The 23,949-nt window shown below is 43.6% G+C and carries 19 protein-coding genes; 5 read left to right on the plus strand and 14 right to left on the minus strand.

Annotation, left to right across the window (positions count from 1 at the left end; all coding sequences use genetic code 11):
* Positions 1-6: 6 nt before the first annotated feature.
* The 3 genes from LEP1GSC192_RS14925 to LEP1GSC192_RS14935 form a co-directional block, all read right to left on the minus strand.
* Positions 7-1,134 (minus strand): helix-turn-helix domain-containing protein, encoded by a 1,128-nt coding sequence (locus LEP1GSC192_RS14925; RefSeq protein WP_020770794.1) that lies wholly within the window; start codon positions 1,132-1,134, stop codon positions 7-9.
* 25 nt (positions 1,135-1,159) lie between these two features.
* Positions 1,160-1,891 carry an outer membrane lipoprotein carrier protein LolA gene (locus LEP1GSC192_RS14930; RefSeq protein WP_020770625.1) on the minus strand — a complete coding sequence of 244 codons (732 nt, stop codon included), beginning with the start codon at positions 1,889-1,891 and terminating at the stop codon, positions 1,160-1,162.
* Between the two features lie 100 nt (positions 1,892-1,991).
* Positions 1,992-4,865, minus strand: coding sequence for a DNA translocase FtsK 4TM domain-containing protein (locus tag LEP1GSC192_RS14935; RefSeq protein ID WP_020770854.1), 2,874 nt, complete (start codon positions 4,863-4,865; stop codon positions 1,992-1,994).
* 280 nt (positions 4,866-5,145) lie between these two features.
* Between LEP1GSC192_RS14935 and LEP1GSC192_RS14940 the strand changes: the two genes are divergently transcribed.
* Both LEP1GSC192_RS14940 and LEP1GSC192_RS14945 read left to right on the plus strand, forming a co-directional pair.
* The gene (locus LEP1GSC192_RS14940; RefSeq protein WP_020770823.1) at positions 5,146-5,385 is read left to right on the plus strand and encodes a type II toxin-antitoxin system Phd/YefM family antitoxin; all 240 of its coding nucleotides are present in this window, start codon (positions 5,146-5,148) and stop codon (positions 5,383-5,385) included.
* Entirely contained in the window at positions 5,379-5,798 is a 420-nt protein-coding gene (locus LEP1GSC192_RS14945; protein ID WP_020770784.1) for a type II toxin-antitoxin system VapC family toxin, read from the plus strand. The genes LEP1GSC192_RS14940 and LEP1GSC192_RS14945 overlap by 7 nt, the downstream gene beginning before the upstream one ends.
* Before the next feature lie 195 nt (positions 5,799-5,993).
* Here LEP1GSC192_RS14945 and dut read toward each other — a convergent pair whose 3' ends face one another.
* From dut to rimP, 9 genes are all read right to left on the minus strand, one after another.
* The gene (gene dut / locus LEP1GSC192_RS14950) at positions 5,994-6,428 is read right to left on the minus strand and encodes a dUTP diphosphatase (protein ID WP_020770690.1); all 435 of its coding nucleotides are present in this window, start codon (positions 6,426-6,428) and stop codon (positions 5,994-5,996) included.
* Position 6,429: 1 nt separating this feature from the next.
* On the minus strand, positions 6,430-7,722 hold the full coding sequence (locus LEP1GSC192_RS14955; RefSeq protein ID WP_020770621.1) for a pitrilysin family protein: 1,293 nt from the start codon (positions 7,720-7,722) through the stop codon (positions 6,430-6,432).
* Between the two features lie 42 nt (positions 7,723-7,764).
* Positions 7,765-9,852, minus strand: a complete 2,088-nt coding sequence (gene pnp, locus LEP1GSC192_RS14960; protein ID WP_020770709.1) for a polyribonucleotide nucleotidyltransferase — start codon at positions 9,850-9,852, stop codon at positions 7,765-7,767.
* An 11-nt stretch (positions 9,853-9,863) separates the two neighbouring features.
* Positions 9,864-10,130 carry a 30S ribosomal protein S15 gene (gene rpsO / locus LEP1GSC192_RS14965; RefSeq protein WP_020770754.1) on the minus strand — a complete coding sequence of 89 codons (267 nt, stop codon included), beginning with the start codon at positions 10,128-10,130 and terminating at the stop codon, positions 9,864-9,866.
* A gap of 51 nt (positions 10,131-10,181) precedes the next feature.
* Positions 10,182-11,108 (minus strand): tRNA pseudouridine(55) synthase TruB, encoded by a 927-nt coding sequence (truB, locus tag LEP1GSC192_RS14970; RefSeq protein WP_020770624.1) that lies wholly within the window; start codon positions 11,106-11,108, stop codon positions 10,182-10,184.
* Positions 11,065-11,418, minus strand: a complete 354-nt coding sequence (gene rbfA, locus LEP1GSC192_RS14975; RefSeq protein ID WP_020770775.1) for a 30S ribosome-binding factor RbfA — start codon at positions 11,416-11,418, stop codon at positions 11,065-11,067. Before rbfA ends, truB begins: the two co-directional genes overlap by 44 nt.
* 7 nt (positions 11,419-11,425) lie before the next feature.
* Complete coding sequence (gene infB / locus LEP1GSC192_RS14980) at positions 11,426-14,356, minus strand: translation initiation factor IF-2 (RefSeq protein ID WP_020770733.1); 2,931 nt, start codon at positions 14,354-14,356, stop codon at positions 11,426-11,428.
* A gap of 69 nt (positions 14,357-14,425) precedes the next feature.
* Positions 14,426-15,796 carry a transcription termination factor NusA gene (gene nusA / locus LEP1GSC192_RS14985; protein WP_020770631.1) on the minus strand — a complete coding sequence of 457 codons (1,371 nt, stop codon included), beginning with the start codon at positions 15,794-15,796 and terminating at the stop codon, positions 14,426-14,428.
* 2 nt (positions 15,797-15,798) lie between these two features.
* Positions 15,799-16,224, minus strand: coding sequence for a ribosome maturation factor RimP (gene rimP / locus LEP1GSC192_RS14990; protein ID WP_232421038.1), 426 nt, complete (start codon positions 16,222-16,224; stop codon positions 15,799-15,801).
* Positions 16,225-16,584: 360 nt separating this feature from the next.
* On the opposite strand from rimP, the gene LEP1GSC192_RS14995 reads away from it, so the two are divergent.
* The gene (locus LEP1GSC192_RS14995; RefSeq protein WP_036090364.1) at positions 16,585-17,739 is read left to right on the plus strand and encodes a lipoprotein; all 1,155 of its coding nucleotides are present in this window, start codon (positions 16,585-16,587) and stop codon (positions 17,737-17,739) included.
* A gap of 1 nt (position 17,740) precedes the next feature.
* A complete protein-coding gene (locus tag LEP1GSC192_RS15000) occupies positions 17,741-19,201 on the plus strand; it encodes an NAD(P)H-hydrate epimerase (RefSeq protein ID WP_020770660.1) in 1,461 nt (486 codons plus the stop codon).
* Here LEP1GSC192_RS15000 and LEP1GSC192_RS15005 read toward each other — a convergent pair.
* Positions 19,198-21,921: a TonB-dependent siderophore receptor gene (locus tag LEP1GSC192_RS15005; RefSeq protein WP_232421031.1), complete on the minus strand. Its 2,724-nt coding sequence runs from the start codon at positions 21,919-21,921 to the stop codon at positions 19,198-19,200. The two genes, LEP1GSC192_RS15000 and LEP1GSC192_RS15005, sit on opposite strands and share 4 nt — an antisense overlap.
* Before the next feature lie 449 nt (positions 21,922-22,370).
* Here LEP1GSC192_RS15005 and LEP1GSC192_RS15010 point away from each other — a divergent pair, with 449 nt between their 5' ends.
* A complete protein-coding gene (locus LEP1GSC192_RS15010) occupies positions 22,371-23,303 on the plus strand; it encodes a hypothetical protein (protein WP_157186916.1) in 933 nt (310 codons plus the stop codon).
* Between the two features lies 1 nt (position 23,304).
* Here the strand turns inward: LEP1GSC192_RS15010 and LEP1GSC192_RS15015 are convergent, their stop codons facing one another.
* On the minus strand, positions 23,305-23,934 hold the full coding sequence (locus LEP1GSC192_RS15015; protein ID WP_020770829.1) for a CDGSH iron-sulfur domain-containing protein: 630 nt from the start codon (positions 23,932-23,934) through the stop codon (positions 23,305-23,307).
* Positions 23,935-23,949: the final 15 nt, after the last annotated feature.

Here is a 23,949-nt window from a genome sequence, read left to right on the forward strand (position 1 = left end):
GAAGCCTTACTCGCCCAACTCCTTAATGATAAACTGTGTGCTATCGTAAGGGTTTGGCGTTTTTATATAAACTTTCTTCACTAATTTTCCGGGACGGCCTAAGACAACTTTCGGTTTGCCGTTTTGGATCATCTCCACCGCTGAACCGTCTCCTACCTTGATCTCAAGACGATCTTTCGCTTCTAGGGCTTTGTTCTCTCCACCTTGAACAAGGCCTCTAAATCCCATCTGACCGTCGATGATGAACTCTGCATAACTTGGTTTAGAGAAAAATAATGTGACTTGGATCGGAACATCACCCAAAGTTTTTGTGGAATCCTCCCCCTGAGGGTTGGGCTGAACGGTTGTTCCTTGTCTCTCTTCTTCACTTAAGGAAACTAGGACTTTTGCGGAACTTCCGGTCACACTTTGAGCGGAAATACGGATACTTCTGCGTAAGGAAGAAATTTCCGGAATAGAATAGCTAAGGACTTTTTCCTGTCCTTCGGATAATCTGAATTTATAAACAGTCAATTCAGGATACACATTGAAGGCAAGAACGGCAGTATTCGTATCGGATCCTTGTTCCACGGAGGAAATGAAAAGTTTACATTGTTGGTTGGAAGCGCTAAAGCTCACACCTTGGTTCGCAGTTAAGATAAAACTTTCCGGTCTCGTTTCCGGAACGGAACGATTGATAAAATCTATATTTTCGGGGATCTCCAACTTTCTTCTACTTTCTTCCGTAATCTCGTCATCCGAAGAAGATCCGTCGATAAACGTATAAAGTAAAACCGCGGCAATTGCCACCATCAGGACCGAGATAGCGGTGATCAGTTTGTTCTTATCGAAATTTAGATCATAATAAAAATTAGAAGTAGGTTTGGTTAATTCTTCCAAGGGAGCTTGCGACTCTTCGATCTTTTCCCCTCTGTATAAATTGATCAGCATCCCCGTGTCTAACTTCAAGTAACTACCATAGTTCTTTAGAAAACCGATGGTAAAAGTTTCTCCCGGAAACTGAGCATAGTCCTCTGTTTCCAACGCGAGAATGTATTTAACGGAAATATTCGTATCCTTGGATACGTCCTTTACAGTGAGCTTTTTTTCTTCCCTAGCCTCTCTAAGGATTTGCCCTACTCGTTTCTGATTCAATTTCGCTCTCCTTTCCTAGGAAGATTTATTCTTCCGAAACCAAGGGGTTATTTACGATTTTAGAATTACCATCCGGACGGAAATTAAATACCCCGTCCTCGATATCCGCATTCGGATCTACTCCGAAAAACTCCACAGTGGTGGTCTTACCTCTTCCGTCGCTTGCAACCGCTTTTTTAATGAAAGAAGTCTGGGCATCCACATAAAGAGTCATTGTTTCGTATCCGCCGATCTTTTCTCTTTGCTCCAAAGCCAAAACGAAATATTGGCGATTGTCCTTAGGAGAGATCTGAGGTTGTTCTATGGATTCGAATTTATAATGATATTTTCTGAAAATCCTGGAAAGCCCCTCTTCCGTCATTGGCGAAAAGATAGGACCGGATTTATTAGATTTATTTAATGTAAGGTCCTGTTTACCGGCAGCATTCAATCTTTTTATAAAGATCCAAAGAGTTTTGCCGTCGGAAACGATCTCGTCTCCGGCAGGATCCGAAAATTCGTATTTGATCTTTCCGCCCTTCTTATAATAGCAGATACCTTTTTTAGTGACTACCTTTTTGTTCGCTTCCGTTTGGATCACGAAATCGGCCTTATAGGATTTCAGGTCCGAAAAAGTTTTTCTGACTTTTTTAACCACTTCCGATGGGGAATTCCAATGGTGTTTCGCGGAGGACTGAGCGCCTAGGGAGAAGCTGCCGAATAAAACGACAAGGCCGAGGGCGATAAATATAGAACGATTGCTTCTGTTATCTTTCATTCTCGAATAATGCAGGGATTTTTTTCCAGGGTGGCGGGTATCCGCCCCCCTGTCACTTGGTTTCTTTTCCCGGTCTGGAAATTCCTAAACCGGTCAATTTTTAAGCGGACCTTAAAATTTCCCGTCCCTTAGATCCCAGGATCGGAGAAACGTATCCCCGTTCTTCCATTAATTCCATGATCCGAGCCGCCCGATTATAGCCGATTTTTAAACGTCTTTGCAAATAGCTTGCACTTGCTTTTCTATCCGTTCTTACGATTTCCCAGGCCTTGTCGAATAGCTCCTCGTCCATCTCTTCGCCGGATTCCGATTCGGTTTCTTCTTCCAGATCGAATTCTACGTAGGTAGGAGCTCCGTATTTTTTGGCCTCTTCCACGATCTTCTCGATCTCTTCTTCCGAAATAAACGGAGCCTGGATCCTTGCTAGGTCCGCGGAAGTAGGAGATTTGTACAACATATCTCCTTTTCCTAAAAGGGATTCCGCTCCGTTCATATCCAGGATGATCTTGGAGTCCGTTTTTTGGGCCACATGGAATGCGATCCTGGCAGGACAGTTGGCCTTGATAAGACCTGTAATCACATCCACGGAAGGCCTTTGGGTCGCCATCACTAAGTGGATCCCCACCGCTCTGGACTTCTGGCTGATACGAGTGATCGCATCTTCCAGATCTTTCCCGGATACCATCATCAAATCCGCAAGCTCGTCTATGAACACCACGAGATACGGCATTTTATTATAACCTTCTTTGTGATAATGTTCTTCGACCTTCTCGTTATAAGAACGGAAGTCCCTACATTTTAATTGGGAAACGGCCTCATAACGTGCTTCCATCTCCTGGATCACCCAAGAAAGGGATTTGGTCGCCTTACGGGCATCCTTGATCACAGGCATAAGAAGATGAGGAATATCCTCGAACAGAGTAAGTTCCACCATCTTAGGGTCGATCATGATAAAACGGACTTCTTCCGGAGAAAGATTTAAGACCAGAGAAGCGATCATCGCATTCAAACAAACGGATTTACCCGAACCTGTAGTTCCCGCTACCAGCAAGTGAGGAAGTTTATTCAGATCGATGGAGACAAGTTTACCGGAGATATCCTTACCGATAACTATGTTCAGGTCCTTTTTAGGTTTAGGAGCCAAAGAAGAACGTAAAATATCTCCAAGGAAGACATCCTCTCTATGTTTATTCGGAACTTCTATACCGATCGTGGATTTGCCCGGGATAGGAGCAACGATTCGTATATTTTTAACGGCAAGGTACATCCTAAGCTCGTCCGTCAAAGAAGTGATCCTTCCCAGTTTTACACCTGGAGGAGGAGTGAGTTCGTAACGAGTGATGATCGGACCTCTTTCCCAACCCACAACTTTGGCTTCGTAACCGTACACTTTCAGAGCATTCTCGATCTCGAAAGCCACCTTTTCGGATTCCACTTTAAAAAGTGCATCCTGTACTTTTGTAGGATTACTTTTCAAACGGTTTAAAGGAATATGATATACGGAACGTTTAGAACGGAATATCGGCACCATGGAAACAGGTGCAAAAGGAAGTTCGGATTGTTTTGGTTTCTCCGATTTTTTTTCGAATGCCGTTGTGGGAGCTCCAACAACAGGAGAAGGTAACGTACTTGGGACTACCGCCTCCGGCACGGCGATCACCTCAGGCTTTTCGACCTCCACAATTTCTTGCAATTCGTCGGATCCTTCCGTTTCTTCCTCATCGTCTTCTTCCGAGTCTTCCAGTTCTTCCGAAAAATCTTCCTCTTCGGTCCATTCTTCAAACTCCTCGCCTTCTTCTCGGAAGTCTTCCTCTTCTGCGGAAACTTCTTCTATAATTTCTTTGTTAGAAACGAACGGCTGGACTTCTTCTTCCAACTCTTCTGTCTCCGAAGCGACAGGCAAAACTTCCTCTTTATGGAAAGAAGTAAGAGGAGAAGTTTCACTCCTAAGATCCAGGATCTCCCAGGCTTTTTTAGAAACGGAAGGAACTTCTTCTTTTCTTTCGGGCGCTCCGTACACCTTCTCCACCAGACGAGTGGAAGCGCTTTGGAATTGGAAAATTTTTCTATCTTCTTCAAAAAAGCCTTGGAGAAGACCAGAATTTTTATATTGCACGTTAGCTTCTCTTAAGGAAGCGACCTTAGAGTTCCCTTTTACTTTCTGAATATACGATTCCAAATTAGCAGGAGTTTTCACAGAGTTCTGCTTGTCCGAAGAATGACCCGAAACCTCTCTGCGAAACCAAGGAGGAACATTCTCTTCCGAAATTTCAGAGTCGGTTTGTTTCCATGAATTGATGGAACCCATCATACCGGATAATCCTTTGGACCAATCTGTAGTTTTGGTTTTCGGAAATGTAGATTCGAAATTTTGGATTTCTTCTTCTTTTTTGGTTCTTCCACTCATATAACCGGAAAGCCATTGCTCCTTCCAGTCCCGACCGCTTTGTGCAAGTAGCCTTCCTAAAAAATGGACCGGAGATTCGTTCAGATACACAAGAATGCCGTAAAAATAGACCACAAAATGGATGAGAAGCCTCCCCGTTGAACCGAGAAGATATTCCAGAGCAACAGCTAATGCTTGGCCAAGCACCCCACCGTTAGATGCAAAAGGAACCGTGGAAATATTTCCGAAAACGTTCAGGCTCACCGCGACTGCGAGTAAGAATAAAGGAATCGTAAGAAGTTTGTTCGTAATATCCTGAGCAGGTTTCGCGAGAAGGATCCCACCAGTAAGAATGAGCATGATCCCGGGAACGAAGGATGCATTCCCGAATAGATACAAAAATCCCCAGGAAAGGTAATGACCAAGCCTTCCAAAAAGATTGGCCTGTACCCCATTTTCAGCGATGGTAAAAGAACCCAAGGAAAGGGTCAGAAAAATCCCTGTAAAAAGAAGAAGATACGGCAATGCGGCCCTTCCTTTTTCCCAAATCACAAAATTTTGTCCGACTATTTGGTCCTTTCTATCCATACTCTCTAAGCATCGGCAGAAAATTAAAATCCGAAAAGAGACTTAATCCGTGAAAAAGTAGCTAAATACTCAAAAAAGAAAGCTACGAATTTCGCACAGAGCACACGAAGAACACAGAGCTTTGATTTGTTCAAAAACCCAAAATTACCCCGCTCCGTGGCCTCCGTGCGAAACATTTTTCTCGATTCATCCGGAATCAGTTTTCCGGTCTTGTTTCGGTTTTTTAGTTGAAAATTCGAATCAACCAGTTAATAGACTAGTGTTTACGATGAACGTAAACATGGAATCGGTTTCCGCCTTCCAAGCGAAGACCCATTTATCGGAATTACTCAAAAAAGTCCAAGCAGGAGAGGTTTTTGTGATCACTCATAGAGGCAAACCTATTGCAAAATTGGTCCCCTTTTCGGAAGAGATCGAATTCGATCCCAAAGAGGGGCTTAACACTTTAAAAAAAATCAGAGCTAGCATTTCTTCGAAGGTAAATATTAAAGAATTTATCAACGAAGGCCGCAAATGGTAAAACTTTGGGTATTAGATTGTTCCTTAGCAGCCGCAAGTTTTCTACCGGACGAAAAGTCTCCCAAGGCCGATCAATTTTTACAATCGATCGGTAAGACCGTCCGTGCGGTGGTTCCCAGCCTTTGGTGGTACGAATTCAATAACGTACTGCTAGTTTCTAAAAGAAGAAAAAGACTCACAGGTCCCCAAAGCAAACAGATCGTTTCGATTTTCGAATCGCTTCCGATCGAATTCGATATCAATCTTTCTTTCGAAGTGTTTCGACATATCCAAGAGTTGGCAGTCAACTACGAACTTTCTTCTTACGATGCTTCTTATCTGGAACTTTGTATCCGTAAAGGCGCTGGTTTAGCGACCCTTGACGAAAAAGTTTCTGCGGTAGCTAAAAAATTAAAGATAGAAGTTTTTAAATAAGAGACGTCCGCACAGAGAACACGGAGTTTTTTGGAAAATAAATTCGGGATCTTTTCTTCTTTGCGGCTTCGTGTAAAATAAGATTAGAATAGATTTGGATTCGCGCTAAGATATGAAGGGCTTTAATTAACGTATCCAAAAACTTTCCCCTCTGTGAACCCAGTGGTCTCTGTGCGAAACAGACATTTCTAAGTTTTAGAACCCAGTGCTACCGAAGCCGCCTGCTCCTCTTTCGGATTCAGGTAGTTCAGTTACAAGTTCCCAATCGGTATGCCAGGTACGGCGGATCAAAAGTTGTGCAATCCTAGTTTTATCTTCTAGTAGATATGGCTCTTTTCCCAGATTTAAAAGAGGGACCATCAATTCGCCTCTATAATCGGAGTCGATCGTACCTGGAGTATTCGGGATCAGGATCTTAAACTTAGTGGAAAATCCGGATCGTGGCCTGATCTCAAAATGAAATCCTTCCGGGATCGCGAAAGAAAGCCCGGTAGGAACTAAAACGACTTCCCCCGCCGGGAGCTCCAGAGTGGAATCCAAACAAGCTGCAATATCATAACCTGCGGAACCGGAAGTTTTGATCTCCGGCAGAAGAGCCTTCTCTTTTAGTTTTTTCACCGGAATTTTCATATTAGTACGAGTAGGATCCGAAAATGGATTTTATTTTTTGCTCTTCTTTCGCTTTTAGTTTCGCCAAAACGGAAAGATGTAATTTAGGAAGTGCGAATATTTTTCTGACAGTTTGATTAATTTCCTCTTCCGTAACGGAATGGATCTCTTTGATCCTGTCTTCTAAGGAATTATACTTTCCGTAATATAATTCCTGGAAAGCGATATTGTTCATTCTACTTTCGGTGTGTTCATAACCGATAGAAAGACTACCTTCGTGGTTGGTCTTTGCGTCCTTCAATTCCTGGGAGGTCACGCCCTTATCCACGAATAGCCTCAATTCTTCCAAGATCAGTTCCAAACTTTCCGCAAACCTTTCTTTGGAAGTGGAACAAACAATCGAATTGATCCCCACATCACGATACGAAGAAGGATAACTTGTGATATGATAACAAAGTCCTTTTTCTTCCCGAACTTTTTGGAATAAACGAGAAGACATTCCCCCGCCTAAAACATGCGTGAGAAGGGATAATCTTGTCGCATCATGAAAATTTCGAGGAAAACCTTCTCCGCCTAAAATGAAATAGGCTTGTTCCGTCTCCTTATTCCCTTTGCGAAAATATCCGAACTCTTTTTTAGGAGTTTCGAATGTTCCTTCTTTTCCTTTTTTAACGGATTGAGAGAAGTATTTGGAGACTAGATCGAAGACGAACTCGGGCTCGTAATTTCCGGAAAGAGAAAGTATCATATTTTCCGGATGATAATAGGTCTCGTAAAATTTCCGAAGACTAGAAGGAGTCACTCCTCGGATAGAAGTTTCCGTCCCGATAATATCTCTTCCTAAAGAATTTCCCGAAAATAGATTATTATAATAGAAATCGTGAATCGCGTCTTCCGGAGAATCTTCATAACCTTTCATTTCTTCCAAGACAACTTCCGCTTCGGTACGGATGTCCTGGTCCCTGAACAAAGGACGGAACATCATCTCCGAAAGTAATTCCAATCCTAATTCCAGATCTCTGGAAGCTAAGGTTGCATGAAAGTAAGTGTATTCTCTAGAAGTGGCTGCGTTTGAATAAGCGCCTACTCTTTCCCAATCTTCCGCTTGTTGTTTTGCGGTCCGCTTTTCCGTGTCTTTGAAAAGCATATGTTCCAAGAAATGACAGTAACCTGCAGTTTCCAAAGTTTCTGATCTGGAGCCTACTTTTACGTACACTCCCATAGACACGCTTACCGAATAAGGAGCTCTTTGGAACAGAACAGTAAGTCCGTTCCCTAATTTTATTTTATGATTTTTTTCTTCTAGAAAAACCAATGTACTACCCGGCGAAAAAATTTCGCCGGTCTAATTCGTTTTTTAAACTTCGAGAGCGTCTCTTCTGGAAAGATCGATCTTTCCGGTTTTATCCACGTTCAACACGCGGACACGGATGATCTCACCTTCTTTCACGATGTCTTTAACCGAATTCACACGCTTTGAATCCAGCTTGGAAATATGGCAAAGTCCTTCTTTGCCCGGTAGGATCTCCACAAAGGCGCCGAAATCGGTAATACGTTTTACTTTGCCTTCGTAAATTTTCCCTACTTCCACTTCTGCGAAGAATCCTTCGACCATTCCTGCGGCTTTTTCAGCCTGCTCTTGGTTGACACCCGCGATAGTGACTTTTCCATCATCGTCTATATTGATATCCGCTCCGGAAGCTTCGATGATCCCGCGGATATTTTTACCGCCTGGACCGATCAGTTCCCCGATACGATCTTTCGGTATATATTTTACGATAATTCTCGGCGCTGTGCGAGAGACTGTATCCGCAGCTTTGGAGATGGATTTTTCCATCACATCCAAGATATGGAAACGAGCTTTTTCCGCTTGAGTAAACACCGCTTCTAAAACGTTAAACGCAACACCCGTTACTTTTAAGTCCATCTGGAATGCAGTGATCCCTTTCCTGGTGCCTGCAATCTTACAGTCCATATCGCCGAAATGGTCTTCCAATCCTGCGATATCGGATAATACAGCGAATCTTCCGGATTCGTCCGAAAATAATCCCATTGCGATCCCGGAAACAGCAGACTTGATCGGAACCCCTGCTGCCATAAGAGCCAATGATCCGGAGCATACGGAAGCCATGGAAGAAGATCCATTGGATTCCAAAATTTCGGAAACCACTCTGATCACGTAAGGGAAATCATCTTGCTTAGGAAGTACGAGTTTTAACGCTCTTTCCGCCAGATTTCCGTGACCGATCTCTCTACGCCCCGGCCCGGAAGACCTTCTAACTTCTCCCACTGAGAATGCAGGAAAGTTATAATGAAGCATGAAGTTCTTTTCTTTTTGACCTTCCAATGTTTCGTAACGTTGATTGTCGGCCGCAGTTCCTAAGGTTACAGTTCCAAGGGATTGGGTTTGCCCTCTGGTAAATACCGCAGAACCGTGAACTCCGGGAAGAGGACTCATTTCTACGCTGATATTTCGGATCTCGTCCAACTTTCTTCCGTCGAAACGAACTCCCTCTTTTAATACCTGCTCTCTTACGATCTCGTATTCGAGTTCATGTAAAAAGTTTTTGATGTCCTTGATCTTTTCGGATTCGGTTACGGTCTCTTTGAAGTGTTCAACCACTTCTTTGTTTACATTAGAGATCTCTTTATTGCGAGAAGCTTTGTCGGCAGTTTTATTTGCTGCGGAGATCTTATCGAAAGCGTATTTACGGACTTCGCCTAAAAGAGTTTCGTCTTTAACTTTAAGTTTAACTTCTTTTTTGACTACTTGCAGTTGTGCAGCCCAGGTTTCCTGAAGCTCTACGAATTTTACGATATGTTCGTGGGCAAATTTTAATGCTTCCAACATTTCGGAGTTGGATAATTCCTTCGCCTCACCTTCAATCATTACGATATGGGTTTTAGTACCTGCAACTACCAGATCCAGATCCGAATTCAGGATCTCCTTATTGCCTGGGTTGATTACGAGTTCTCCGTTAATTCTTCCTACTCTGGCTCCTGCAATCGGACCATTGAAAGGAATATTAGAGATCGTTAATGCTGCGGAAGCTGCATTTAACGCATGACCTGCAGTGGAAATTTCATTGTCCGCGGAAAGAACGGTTACCTGCAATTGTACTTCGCAGAAATATCCCTCCGGAAAAAGAGGACGGATCGGTCTATCGATGATCCTGGAATTTAAAACCTCATGCTCATAAGGTTTCGCTTCTCTTTTGAAATACCCGCCAGGAAATCTACCTACAGAATAAACTTTTTCGGAATATTCGCACGTTAGCGGAAAGAAGTCTTGTCCTTCTTTAGGTTCATCGGCGGCACAAACGGTTGCTAATAGAACGAGATTTCCGGTTTTATATACGACGGACCCGTGGGCTTGCTTCGCCCAATCTCCCGTTTCGAGAGTGATGGAATCACGGCCAAATTGGCCATTAATAGTTTTAGCCATGAACGGACCCCTTACTTGCGGAGTCCGAGAGTTTCAATTAGCTTTTTGTAACGTTCTAGATCTTGGCGTTTTAGATATTCCAATAATTTTTTACGTTTGCTTACTAATTTAAGAAGGCCTGTTTTAGAATGAAAATCTTTCTTATGAGTTTTAAAATGCTCGTTCAGATCTTTAATTTGAGCATCTAGGAGGGCGACTTGAACTTCCGTTGAACCGGTGTCCCCCTTTCCTTTTGCAAATGTGGAAATAATTTGCTGCTTTTGTTCCGTAGTTACCATAGTTTGATTGTACCTGTTGCCAATTTTCGGGGGCCTAGGCCCCTGTCCAAGCTAAATTTTCGAAAAGACCTTCAAATATTTATAGGAAAGGCTGCCAGGCAGACCTTCCCTTCTGCAATATGCCAAAATCTCTCCCTCAGGAGAGGTGAGTAGGAACTCCTGGGCCGGGATCCAGTCCAATTTGATCTTTTTTCCATGAAAAACGTCTTTTACTTCGGTGCTTGGGATTTCAACCGAGGGAATGTCCAGGATCTCTTCCGGGGGGTGGATGATCGCTTTCCCGAGCAATAACGCTTCGTAGGTATCCGCTTGCTCTAACTTCAGTTTTCCCACTTTGGTTCGGTTCAAGGATTTGAGGCACATCGGAATCCCAGCTACTTCTCCGATATCCATCACAAGCTTTCGGATATACGTCCCGCCCGAAACCCTGGCCCTCAATTTGAAACCTTCCGGGCAAAAGTCTCCCGCTTCGAATTCGAATATTTTGATCTTACGAATGCTTGGTGGAACTGAAATTCCTTCTCTAAACAATTTAGCCCTTCTCTGTCCCTGAACCTTAAGTGCGGAAACCTCGGGTGCAATCTGTTCTTCCCAACTGCACACCTTGGAAAGTATTTCTTCCAACTTGGGCATGGATTCTTGGTACCATTTTTGGATCTTAGAAGTTTCCCAATCCTCGACTACCAGACCTTCTCGATCACCAGAGTCGGTGGAAAAGCCGAACTGCACATCTGCCTCATACTCTTTGTCTTTCCCTAAAAATACTTGGGAGAAGCTAGTAGAAGTTCCGACAGGTAGTACCATTAAACCGGAGGCTGCCTTGTCTAAGGTTCCGGTATGACCTATTTTCCTTAGTCCAAGAGTCTTTTTGGCTTTTAAAACCAGATCGGAAGAAGTCATTCCAACCGGTTTATCCAAGAGAAGAAATCCGAATTCAGTCCGGATTTGTTGGTTTTCTCGTAAGTCGGAGGGATTCATCTAAACCTTGGATATATTCTTCGTCCCAAACAAAACTCATCCTGGGTGTGACTCTAAGATTGAGTTTTGTGGAAAGAGTAGCGGCAAATTTACCCGAGGCACTATTTAAGCCGGCGAGTAATTTTTCCTTCTTTTTGTCCGTGCAGATAGCGGTAACGTATACTTTCAGATTTTTGGAATCGTCCGAGAGTTCCGATCTATGAACGGAAACCATGTGGACCCTGGGGTCCTTGACTTTTCCGGCCAGGATCATCATGGCGACGGTTCGAACCGTCTCCGCTTCGATTTTCCTTTTACGGATCGGATTCACTCTAACACTACTCCAGCTTCCGTTTTACTACTGTGACAGTATAAGCTTCGATCGTATCGCCGACTTTGAAGTCGTTGTAGTTCTCCAACTGGATACCACATTCGAAATTGTTCACCACTTCGTTTACTTCGTCTTTGAATCTTCGAAGAGACTTGAGTTTTCCGTCGAATACTTGAACTCCGTCGCTGATCACACGGATACCGGAAGCTTTCGTGATCTTTCTGGAAGTAACCATACAACCCGCGATATTTCCGATCTTGGAAACCTTGAAAACTTCTCTGATCTCTGCGGTTCCGATAACTTCTTCGATCCTTTCCGGTTCGAGAAGTCCTTCCATCGCCATTTTGATCTCGTCCACAACTTGGTAGATGATGCTGTAATACTTGATCTGAACGCCTTCTTTTTCGGCGAGTGCGATCGTTTTCGGATTCGCACGAACATGGAATCCTATGATGATCGCATTGGATGCAGATGCAAGCATCACATCCATATCGACGATAGCTCCCGCACCGGACTGAATTACGTTCAGTTTTACATCCGAAGTGGAAAGTTTTTCCAGAGCTTCCTTGATCGCTTCCGCGGAACCGCGAACGTCCGCTTTGATGATAACTTTCAGTTCTTTTAATGCACCCTGTTTGATGAACTCGTTCATGTTTTCCAGTGTGACTTTGGAACCTGTAGCTCCTGCGTTTCCGATCCTTTCAAATTCGATACGGTGTTGAGAGATATTTCTCGCTTCTTTCTCGTCTTCTACGGAGTCGAAAGGTGCTCCCGCATCGGGCACTCCGTCAAGTCCGGTTACCTGCACTGGGAAAGCAGGTCCTGCTTCCTTGATCAGATGACCGTAATCGTCATACATCGCGCGAACCCTACCGGAGAATACCCCGGCTACGAATGGATCTCCCACTCTCAGTGTTCCGTTTTGGATCAGAACTGTCGCAACCGCTCCGCGGCCCGGATCCAGTTTTGCTTCAACGATTGTACCTTTAGCTCTACGTTTAGGGTTAGCTTTCAGATCCAGAACTTCCGCTTGTAGAAGCACTGACTCTAAAAGTTTATCGATCCCGATATTTTCCTTCGCGGAGATCTTACAATACATCGTATCCCCGCCCCATTCTTCCGATTGGAGTCCGTGGTTTGCCAGTTCCTGCATGATCTTGTCCGGATTTGCAGTAGGTAGATCCACTTTATTGATCGCAACTATGATAGGGACTTTTGCATCTTTTGCATGAGATAATGCTTCCAAAGTTTGGGGCATTACTCCGTCATCCGCAGCAACTACCAGGATTACTATATCCGTAACCTTGGCTCCCCTTGCTCTCATAGAAGTAAACGCTTCGTGACCAGGAGTATCCAAGAAGGTGATTTCCCCTCTGGAAGTTTTTACCTGGTAAGCGCCGATATGTTGTGTAATTCCACCCGACTCGGTATCGATGACCGAAGACTTACGGATGGTATCCAATAGTTTGGTCTTACCATGGTCAACGTGACCCATGATGGTAACGACCGGAGGTCTATGGATATAATCTTCCGGGCTGTCTTTTTCTTCGTCGATTAGGGTTTCTTCATATAGAGAAACTACTTTTACCTTACAACCGTATTCGTCTGCGAGAATAGAAGCCGTTTCCGCATCGATGATATTATTGATGGTCACCATCATACCCATTTTCATGAGTTTTCCGATAACATCTCCCGGCTTAAGATTCATTTTCTTAGCCAGTTCTCCTACTTGGACATTCTCCAAAAGAGTTATCTCTTTCGGTACGGATACGCCGGTAGGTCCGCTTACTTTAGGTTTTCTGAATGTTTGTCGGAAGAATTTAGAATTTTCAGAACCGTCCTGTCCATCCGGTCTTCCGCCTTTATCTTTATCATTGCGTTTTTTGCCTGAAGGAACTCCTCTTCCTCCCTCAACAGGTCCTAAACCTGGAGGTGGGGCTCCTGCACCAGGACCACCTCTAAATCCGCCACCCTGGCCGCCTGGACCACCACGGAATCCACCGCCTGGACCACCTTGGCCACCGCGATAACCACCACCGCCTGGACCACCCTGGCCCCCGCGATAACCACCACCGCCTTGACCGCCTTGGCCTCCACGATAACCGCCACCGCCTTGACCACCCTGGCCCCCGCGATAACCGCCGCCGCCTTGGCCACCTTGGTATCCACTACCTTGACCACCCTGGCCCCCGCGATAACCGCCGCCGCCTTGACCACCTTGGTATCCACTACCTTGGCCGCCCTGGCCTCCACGATAACCGCCGCCGCCTTGACCACCTTGGTATCCACTACCTTGGCCGCCTTGGCCTCCACGATAACCACCACCGCCTTCGCGATTCTGACCACCTTGATAACCGCCACCCTGGCCGCCACGATATCCACCACCGCCGCCGCCTTCTCGGTTTTGGTATCCGCCACCTTCGCGATTCTGGCCACCTTGGTAACCACCACCCTGGCCGCCGCGATATCCACCGCCGCCGCCTTCTCGGTTTTGGTATCCGCCACCTTCGGGGCGATTGCCTCGATAATTACCGCTCGATTCTCCAGACTCTCTGTTCTGATTGGAATAAGTCGGTCTTTGGTTCGGACGAGATACTATAATATTATTGTCTTCTCTTTGGAAAGGAGTTCTACCTTCTCCTAATATATGTTCCGGAGGAGCAGATCTTGGAACCGGAGGTTCTTGTCGAGTGCTTGGTTCTGGAAAGAGAGGTTCTTTTTTAGGAGGATTAGGATTAGATTTCGGGGCACTTGGACCGGAAGAAGCCGCAGCGGCCGGTTTACCCGAAGCCGGTTCGATGGGAGCTTCTTTCTTTGCAGAGGCAGAAGGTGTCTTCTCATCCGGCTTCTTCTTGATAACCAGCTTCTTCTTCTTACTTGCGTCGGTAGAAGCAGTACCCTGGAGCTTTTCCTTGATTGATTTATTCTTTTCTTCCATATAATGTCCTGGTCAAGTACGGGATGTACTGAAAACGGGTCTTAAAGCCCTACCCTCAAATTGAGGAGATCAGCTTTCCTCCACCCACTCTACAGATTCCGCCAATATCCTTAAGATCTGAGCGGCGGTAGTCTGTCCTATGCCGGGGAGTTTTGCCAAGTCATCCTGGCTGATCTCGATCAACGTCTCGACGTTATTGATCCCTGCGCTCCTTAATAGGCCAATCAAGCGGGTAGAAAGTCCAGGTAGATCCTCTAGAGCAGTTGCTCCATCGTCGTCTTCTTCTTCCGTAGTGGCAGCTGGAGGACTGAATAGTTTATCCAATCTCTCTCTTGCTTCCGGAGAAGAGAACTCTTCATTGTACTGGGCTATCGTTTTGATATCGATCCTAAATCCGGTTAATTGTGACGCCAACTTTACATTGGAACCGTTGATCCCGATTGCAAGAGATAATTGTTCCTCTGGAACGATTACCATTGCTTCTCTACCCACGGAATCCGCCTTTACATCGTAAGGTTTTGCCGGAGAAATCGCGTTTGCGATGAACTCCGTCGGGTCCGAAGAGTATTGAACGATATCTATTCTTTCGTTTCCTAATTCTCTGACAATGGATTGGATACGCACCCCTTTCATACCAACGCAGGCACCCACAGGATCTATATCTCCTCTGGTAGCATAAACTACAACTTTGGTACGAATGGACGGTTGACGAGCCACGTTTACGATTTCTACGAGTCCGTCGTAGATCTCCGGGATTTCCATTTCGAAAAGTTTACGAACAAAATCCGCAGAGGCTCTTGAAAGAGTGATCACAGGGATCGGTTCTCTAGGACGAAGTTCCACTTTTTGTATAATTGCTTTCAGGCGGTCCCCGCTATGATATTTTTCTCCGGGGTTTTGCTCACGTTTCGGCATGATACCTTCGACCTTACCAAGATCGATGGACATAGCGTCTTTTTTCCAACGTTGGAAATATCCATGAGTCAGTTCGCCTTCTTTTGCTTTGTATTCCTGATATAGAAGTTCTTTTTCCATATCTCTCAAGCGTTGGAATACCATTTGTTTTGCTTGAGAGGAAATGATCCTGGAAAGCTCCATCGGCTTTTCTTTAAAATCCAGAACTTCACCCACAGTTGCGTTAGGATAGACAGCTTGCGCGTCTTCCAAAGAAATTTCCAAACCGTTCTTAGGAGAGGATTCCACAACTTTACGGGATACTACGATTACGACATTTTCCCCATCTCCGGAGGAAGCAAATTCTACCTTGATCGGATTCTCATCTTCTTCCAAAGTTTCGATGCCCGACTTCTTCTTGTACGCGGTAATCAAGGAATCACGAATGACTCCCATCACGGCTTCCCTGTCTAGGGACTTGTCGGCACAAAATTGTTGGATTGCTTCCAACAGATTGACTTCGGCTTCTTTCTTCTTAACTGCCATAATCAAATACTTACGTACAAATTTCCTTTCAGTATATCCTTCAATTCCAGAATGACTTCCTTTTTTTTAGAACCTTTGGCCTTCCTTTTGGAAAACGGCTCTAAAAAAATCCTGTCTTCTTTCCTATCCAGAATCTTAAAGATTCCTTCCTTATCGCCCGACCCTTCCGCTTTAAAGACGAGTCGTACCGGTATTCCACGGAATCTATCCAGATCCTCGGGAATCACCAGTTTTCTTTCCGCACCGGCGGAAGAAACCTTGAGAGTATAGTTCAGATCCGGTGAGATCCGTTCCAACTCTTCATTCAGTTTTCTGGAAACTTGCTCACATTCCAGAAGGCTGACGGAACCGTACGGGTGCTCGAGGTGATCCAGCTCTACCTCGATCAGCGTATGGTTTGGCCTTTGGCTAACCATGAGTGCATACAGCTTGACGGGAGCGAGAAGGATTCGATCTAAGATCGTTTCGATAACTTCTTTACTGACTGTCACGCCGGCCTTACAGAGAGTCTCTGAACCGCTTCGTTTTGCCTCAAAAAAGAGGAAAATACAACCTACAAAAGTTCGGATCATCCGAATTTTTCAGGCTTCCCATACAAATTCAATGGGTGGTTCCCGATACCAATTCAAAATATTTTTACCTTACCCTAGTGTAAAGTAAAAAATAACCTCACTTCCGAGCCATCCTCTTGTTACGAGCGAAATTGCTTGTTTTCTTATACTAAAAAGAAGGATGGTAACGAAATGTCCCGGGCAAACCGAAAAAAGGCTCGGGTTTTTATAAGAACCATGCAAAATTCCTCCACTTCCAAGATCGGGACCTCATCTGTCCGCAAATACCTTTCCTTTTTCTTATGTTCTATCTTAGTGATAGGGGCTTGTTCCAAATTCCGAGTGGATGATTACAATCCATATCTATATGGAAGAGTTAAATTAGGGAAAGATCTAAAAGAATTACAAGTGAGTATAGTCAATCGGGTTCCGACGAACGTTCCGAACCAAGTAGCTGTCGCTTCCGGAGTAATTTACGTTCCGGACTTCGAACAATCTTTGATCAAAGCATTCAACTCCGACGGTGATCTCAAGTTTGTGATCGGTAATTCCAAAGAAAAACAGGACAAGGTCAAAAATTTCAATGTCAAATTAGGAAGGATCGGTTTAGTTACCGTTTCCGACAACGATGATATCTATGTTCAGTCCAGAGTTTCCAAAGAAGATGCAAAGTCGGACAAAGTAGCTGAGAATATTTACGCTAAAAAATCCGGAGAATTCCGCACGGACGCGGAAGAAGCCATTCCTTCCGTGATATTAAAAATAAACGATTCCGGAAAACTTTCTCAAACGATCTATGCGGACGGTACGGGAGGTTCTATTCCTTTCGGATATGTGGAAAGAATGGAAGCCGGAAATAACGATCTATTATTCGTATTTCATAGACACAACGGAGCGATGAGGCTTAGCGTTTTTGACGAGTTAGGAAAATTAAAACAAAAGGTAGAAGGTATCGATTTCAAAGATTCTCTAAATCAAGGAGAGGCTTACACTTGGTATGTGGATTCATTCTTTTCGCATCCTGATGGAGAATATATACTCGGTTCCTTTAGTTTTTACGAAACCAAATCCGGAAGATTCAAAAATCGAAAGATCCTAAAATACGAACTTAAAGACAAGAGGATCACTCCGATAAAAGAGATCCAAGATCCGTCCGAAACGTTATACTGGGTCCTAAACAACGATAATTTTTTTATCTGGGAAACGGAAGTGGAAGAAGGAAATTCCATCCGGCTCCAAGTACATGACGAGGACGGGAACCATGTGAATAATATCCGCCTAAACTATCCTCCTCCTCGCGGACTTTGGAGAGAAACTTGGATGGATACGAACGATGAAATCTATTCCATGAAGATCAGATCCGGTTATTTAGAGATCCATAAATGGAAATAAAATGAACGGATCTCCTAATTTCCAGGTATTATTTAACGAAGAAGAAGCAAAAATCCTAGATGAGCAAACCATCCGAGATAGAAACATTTCGGGGACTTCACTCATGGGATTTGCCGCACTTTCCATCTTCCAAACCTGGGAAAAAGTTTTTAGATCCGCAAAGAAGATCATTGTATTTTGCGGATCCGGAAATAACGGAGGAGATGGATACGCCTTAGCCCAATTCTTAAAGGCAGAAGACCTCGAAGTCGAGATTTATTCAAAAGAGGGCAATTTCTCCGAAGAAACAAAATATTATAAAAATCTAACAGAAGAACTGAAAATCCGAAATTTCCCTTTAAAAAAATTTAAAGCGGATCTCGTAAATCCCGGAGAAGTATTAGTGGACTCCCTTTTAGGAACCGGATTTAAGGGCCCATTATCCGGAGAAATTTCTACCACAATTATCGAGATCCACTCTGCCAAAGAAAGATTAAAAGATTCTTTATTAATCGTAAGCGTAGATGCGGTTTCCGGCTATTCTCCGGATGAAAAAATCCCATTTGCCGCGGATATTTTAGCGGAAATCGGATCACCTAAACTCAAAAACGTATTCTATCCTTTATCGAAAGAAAAAAAATCGTTTCATCCCATCGGGTTCTTGCGACAAAAATCCCTTACTTCCAAATATCTTTTACCAAGAGCGAAGAGAGAAGAGTTAGTATCTAAACTTTCCAGAGAAAAAGATTCCCATAAATATAAAAACGGCTCGGCAGTATTCGTAGGCGGATCCGAAGGAATGTCCGGAGCAATCCTATCCTCTGCGCTTGCATTCCAGGAATTGGGAGGCGGGATTTCCCAAATACTCACTCCGTCCGCGAATACTCTTACAAAAGTCCTGAAAAAAGATCCCTCCTTTATGGTCTCCCAATTGGAAACTTCTAAAAAATCTTCGGATTATCCGTTTGTCCAAAAAGCAAGTGTAGTATGTGTCGGGCCAGGGCTTGCCCCCGCCGATCTTCCTTCATTCTCTTTTTCGAAAGAAACAACCCTGGTGTTTGATGCGGGCGCATTCAAGTATTTGGATGAAAAATATTTAGGTCCTAGCACAATACTCACTCCTCACTTAGGTGAATGGTCTTATATCATTGGAAAAAAATACCAAAGCCAATATTCGGCATTGGAAGATGCAAAAGTTTGGGCAAAGGAAAAAAGAACCTACCTACTTTTGAAAGGATCGGTTTCTATTCTTTTCACTCCCGAAGGAGACTCTTACTTCTGGGAATTCCAAGAACCCAAACTGGCAGTTATGGGAACAGGAGATCTTCTTGTTGGAATTCTAACATTCTTCTTATCCAGAGGCGAAGATATAATAGAATCGGTCAGGTTATCTCAAAGCTTACTACTTTACTGCGCAGAATTGTGCAAAGGGTATCCTACTGCAGGTAGGATACGTAAGAAAATCCGAACGTTGATCGATTAAAACTTGGCCTGCATTCCCACACTGATCAAAGGAAGATAATAAACGTTCCCGCTTCCCGTTTTGGAATTGATATAATTGGAGTTATAGATCGGTTCCGGGTTTGTCGGCTGAACCATATTTCCAGTTAACGGATTTTGTAGGGAGTATGTGGAATAAGGATATAAATTATTGAAGTTCTGACTGATCTGATTTCTGTTTCCGAAGAAGTTTATGAATTCGATATAAACGTTCATATAACCCCATTGATAATTATAAAAGCGGTCCAAACGTATATCCAATTGGTGAAAGTCGGGCCATCTTGCGGAATTATAATCCTTGGAATACGTAGGCAGATACAGATTAATCCCTGTGGAACTTCCCGCGGAAGCGTTTTCGGAACCTACGATGGGAGTGATAGGTACGTTGGTAAGGTACATGTATTTTCCGCCGATCTGCCAATCATCCAAAAACTTCCAACCTCCCACGAAACTTAACATATGAGTACGGTCGTAATCGTAATATTCCTCCTTATCATTATCGTATAAAATTTCGTAATTTCCATCGTCATAAAAATTGATATAGTTCCCTTCATAATTCGTCTGGTAAATAAGGGTCCTCATACTATTGTCGATCGTTCTTTGCCTTTGCTCGTCGTCCGTTAATCTGGCCTGATGATTATTCCGTTTCGAGATCGAATTCGTATAGGAAAGCCAACCGAATATCCTTTTTATACCGTTATGATTCTTTTTAAGGAATATCTCAATACCTCTGGAATATCCGTCTCTTAGATTCGAATAATTCAAGTTAGTTACTATATAAGGATTTTCCATCACGTAAGTCGGATCGTTCACGATATCTCGGATCTGATTATTGGGTGTATAGGGATTTTGGATATTGGAATCGGGAGTCACCAAGTTGGAATAAGTATTATGGAAACCTTCTATCTTTATCAGATAATCGGTCCCGAAACTTTGCTCGATGCCTACGGAAGAATGGACAGAATATTCCATTTTTAAGTTAGGATTTCCCGATTTGGAGGAATATTGTTCTATTCTAACCGGTGCGTTATAATGTTCTCCCGATCCTGCAAGAAGTTTCGTTCCGGTTTTAACAAATTCGTATTCGATCCTAGCTCTGATGGAATCTTTTTTTTCACCGGATTTATCATAGTAGTCGTTGCGATAACCCGGTAAAAAACGAAAACCTCCCAGCCTAAATTCTAATTCCGCAAATTGCGCAATCTCCTTGGTATGGATACGGTCACCCTCGAATAAGGCCCTGAATTGACGGTTGGAATCGAGCAAGTCGTTGAAAATTTCCAGGAATTGAGAATTATTCGTTTCGATATCCTGTCCGTTAAGCTTGATATTTGTTTCACGATACTGGGCACCAAAACGAAAATATAGATAATTTTCCAGGATCCGGATCTTGTTGTTGTTTTCCGCAAAAGTAAGATTTTGCCTCGTAACGTTCCCAAAACCGAATATCCTCTCACCGCTCAGGGGATTATCGTATTTCATTTCATAATTTTCTTTAAAAGAATTATTTGAAATAGAGAAAGAACTCTCGATCCCGGAACCATTGTTAAAAACGTATCTAAGTCCGCTCGTTCCGAAACTTCTATCGATCCCTACCGGCGGACGGCTTAGGGCGTTACCCAGATCGAACTCGTTTTCCATCGTTTTCGAATATTTCTGCAGGTCCTTTGCTCCGAAGAACATTGCTGTGATCGTATGATTTTCACCGGGTTTCCAATTAAATTTAGTCTGAAAGTCCTCGTAATCAGCATACTTTGCGTCTTGAGGGATCCCGTCCGGATAAAACTGCATGAGAGTATAATTCGGATAAGACTTTCTTGCGGAAACTATCGCAAATGCGTTTTCGGAAAGTTTATGCTGATGATAAACGTCCGACAAAAATGTATTCACGTTTATAATAGAATGATTTTTTTTAACTTCATCCGGAGTCCTTATATCGATGATCCCTCCCGTCGCGAATCCGTATTGGACAGGAAAGGCCCCCGAATATACGTTGATCGATCTTATGATATTATTGTTTAATACGGACGATTGGTCCCCTAAGTGGTACGGATAAGACATCGGGAACCCATCCAAATAATATCCGTTCTGCAGAGTTCCCCCTCCCCGAATTACCAGGAAACCTCTATCGCTATTGGAATATGGACTGGAACCTGCAAGATTACCTAAATTGGTTAGATTGGAAAAACTGGAGGAAGTCAAACCGACCGGAGGTACTGCAGAGATCCCGGGTAAAGTTTGTAACGCTTTTAACGAATCGTTTTGTGCTCCTGGAAGTCGTATAATCTCTTCTTGCTGTAGTGAATATCTGGATAAGGACTCGGATTCTTTTTTAGCAACAATATGGATACCGGAAGGAGTCTCCGGCTTGATCGTAAGTACGATTTTTTGCCGATCGGAAGTTACGATGATCTCCTTACTTATGATCCTGTCCGAAGAAACGATTCTCAATTCGTAAGATCCGAACGATTGGACCCCAATAATCGCTTTTCCGAAAGGGTCCGTACTATAGGACCTATCGGTCTCCTTCAATAAGAACCTAAGGTTCGAAATCGGAGATTTGTCCTTTTCGGAGAGAAAGAACACTTCGACCGTAACTTTGTTTTCCGAAAACAATGGAGTTTGGACCAGAAAAAGTAAGACACCCAGAAGAAATTTTCTTTTAACTATGTTGTTTTTCTCTAGGAATTTTTTTACGGACATTCTCCCTCTTTTTAGATCCATCGATAAGATTCGTAAATATGAAAAATCCAACGAAATCCCAGATATTAAGATAAATCTCCCGATTTCTTTTAGAAATTCAATCTTCCACAAGTTTCCCAAAAATTTCAAAAGCCGACCTTAAATAGTAAGAGAAAGTCCGGAAAAAGGGGACATACTCAATAAAAGTAAAATGGAGAAGTTTTCCCGAAACAAAGGACATTTTTCGTAGTAGATTTTAACTCAATTGTATCACTCAGAATAATCCTCTAAGCCCACTTATACTAAGAAAAGAACTGCCACATTTCATTACTCGTATTGTGACCGCAGATGAAAGAAATATACCACATAACAATAGTTATATGAAACTTGAATAAAGATTTCCTCTTTATAACGAACGCTATAAGATTCGAGGCGAATCGACAAAAAGCCAGGAGAAAATTATGGGCTCGATGAAAAGAATATCACTAGCTCTTCTTCTTTTCTTCTTTGCATGCCAGGGAAGTAAAAAGAACGATATCAACGGTTTTCTGGGGATTGTGATCGCGCAAGCGTTAAGCAATCATTGCGCGCAAGCCACGTATAGGAGCGAGGTGAATAGATATGAAGTTACTCTTACCGGAGTTCCGAATGCGGGCTGCAATCAAGCGAACCTAGAAGGAAACACTCATACGGAATATGCCGCTAAAGAAAGAGCGGACTACGTAAGAGCCAAGGCGATCACGGATGCAATAGGATCAGGAACCGGGGAAGCATGCGAAAGAACATCCGCGTTATTCGCAACTTGGATACAAGCCATCGACGATCAGAATTGGAATGCTCTACCTGATGTGGATTCGCCCGACGAGTTCGCAGCAAGAATGACAAACACTAGATTCTATCCGGTCACAAGTTTCCTTACGGAAAGCCAAACATTTCTGACCAACGGTTTGGGTGCAGGTGATCCGTCTGTAGGAGATGCTTGGGTGGTTTTACATGCACCGTTAGGCTTCGGAGGTCCGGTAAAAGCGACGGCGTATAGCCAAACACAAGTGGATGCTTCAACGGTGGCTGATCTGGGCCTGTACCAAAACGGAGATCTGACCGCTCATCTATTAGCGATCGGCAATGCTTTTAGTCCGCTCGTAGGAGGCGGAGTGGAAAATCCATGCGTCCAAGCGGTCCATGCTTTGATCCAACAAAAATATGCAGGAGCATTCGCGGCAGTCAGAAGAAATTCCGAAACAGGAAACTTGTTCACCGTTAGTGCCGCTTACCAAGATCCAAACGTTTTTGATACAAGCTTAAGTCTGAATCCTTTTATGTATCTTAGCTATTGTGAATATGGTACGGATGCGGAAGCGACTCATTTATGCGCTACCTTAAACGATAGATTCGCTGAATAAGTCACTCGGACTTAAATTTGATCTTGCGATGAGTTCCATCGCAATACGGTTTATTGGAAGAACCACCACAACGACAAAGGTACGTTTCGGTGGTTCTATTTGTTACTTTTCCGGTCCCGGAACAAATTTCTAAATTCCCGCTCGCCTTCAAAGGACCGTTTTTAGTGGGTTCTATTTTTAGAATTCCATTACGAATCGGTAGAGATTGAGATTCTTGGACAGGCGGTTCTCCAGTTGCCGTAAATCCGATACTCACATGAGTCGCATCGCAAAAAGGTTTATGGGTAGAAGCTCCACATCTACAAAGTGCGAGTCTAAATTGTTTCTCCACACCTTCTAACTCGATGTCCGCATGGATCGCAAGAGGGCCATTTTCTCTCACTCTCAAAACATTTACGAACGGAGCAGCTTCTTTAAAAGAAGGATCATTCGATTCGAAACGGATCGCGCCGGATGGACAATTCAAAGCTAAAGATTTAATCTCTTCTACACTTGCTTTGTCAGGATAGATCCATTCTCCTTCCACATTCGGAACGAATACATCCGGTCTACTCAATACACAACTTCTGGAATGAATACACTTCTTTCCGTCGAAAAGAATGGTAGCTTCCTTTCCTTTTACGATTTCCATGTCATTGCTCCCGAC

Origin of the sequence: Leptospira sp. B5-022 (genome assembly GCF_000347035.1) — a bacterium.
GTDB classification, from domain to species: domain Bacteria; phylum Spirochaetota; class Leptospiria; order Leptospirales; family Leptospiraceae; genus Leptospira_B; species Leptospira_B cinconiae.

Coding starts and splice junctions, on each gene's coding strand:
- LEP1GSC192_RS15000 (WP_020770660.1), top strand. CDS start 17,741: ATGAACGGATCTCCTAATTTCCAGGTATTATTTAACGAAGAAGAAGCA.
- nusA (WP_020770631.1), bottom strand. CDS start 15,796: ATGGCAGTTAAGAAGAAAGAAGCCGAAGTCAATCTGTTGGAAGCAATC.
- LEP1GSC192_RS14940 (WP_020770823.1), top strand. CDS start 5,146: ATGGAATCGGTTTCCGCCTTCCAAGCGAAGACCCATTTATCGGAATTA.
- LEP1GSC192_RS14995 (WP_036090364.1), top strand. CDS start 16,585: ATGCAAAATTCCTCCACTTCCAAGATCGGGACCTCATCTGTCCGCAAA.
- LEP1GSC192_RS15010 (WP_157186916.1), top strand. CDS start 22,371: ATGAAAAGAATATCACTAGCTCTTCTTCTTTTCTTCTTTGCATGCCAG.
- rpsO (WP_020770754.1), bottom strand. CDS start 10,130: ATGGTAACTACGGAACAAAAGCAGCAAATTATTTCCACATTTGCAAAA.
- LEP1GSC192_RS14935 (WP_020770854.1), bottom strand. CDS start 4,865: ATGGATAGAAAGGACCAAATAGTCGGACAAAATTTTGTGATTTGGGAA.
- dut (WP_020770690.1), bottom strand. CDS start 6,428: ATGAAAATTCCGGTGAAAAAACTAAAAGAGAAGGCTCTTCTGCCGGAG.
- infB (WP_020770733.1), bottom strand. CDS start 14,356: ATGGAAGAAAAGAATAAATCAATCAAGGAAAAGCTCCAGGGTACTGCT.
- LEP1GSC192_RS14930 (WP_020770625.1), bottom strand. CDS start 1,891: ATGAAAGATAACAGAAGCAATCGTTCTATATTTATCGCCCTCGGCCTT.
- truB (WP_020770624.1), bottom strand. CDS start 11,108: ATGAATCCCTCCGACTTACGAGAAAACCAACAAATCCGGACTGAATTC.
- LEP1GSC192_RS14945 (WP_020770784.1), top strand. CDS start 5,379: ATGGTAAAACTTTGGGTATTAGATTGTTCCTTAGCAGCCGCAAGTTTT.
- LEP1GSC192_RS15005 (WP_232421031.1), bottom strand. CDS start 21,921: ATGTCCGTAAAAAAATTCCTAGAGAAAAACAACATAGTTAAAAGAAAA.
- pnp (WP_020770709.1), bottom strand. CDS start 9,852: ATGGCTAAAACTATTAATGGCCAATTTGGCCGTGATTCCATCACTCTC.
- LEP1GSC192_RS15015 (WP_020770829.1), bottom strand. CDS start 23,934: ATGGAAATCGTAAAAGGAAAGGAAGCTACCATTCTTTTCGACGGAAAG.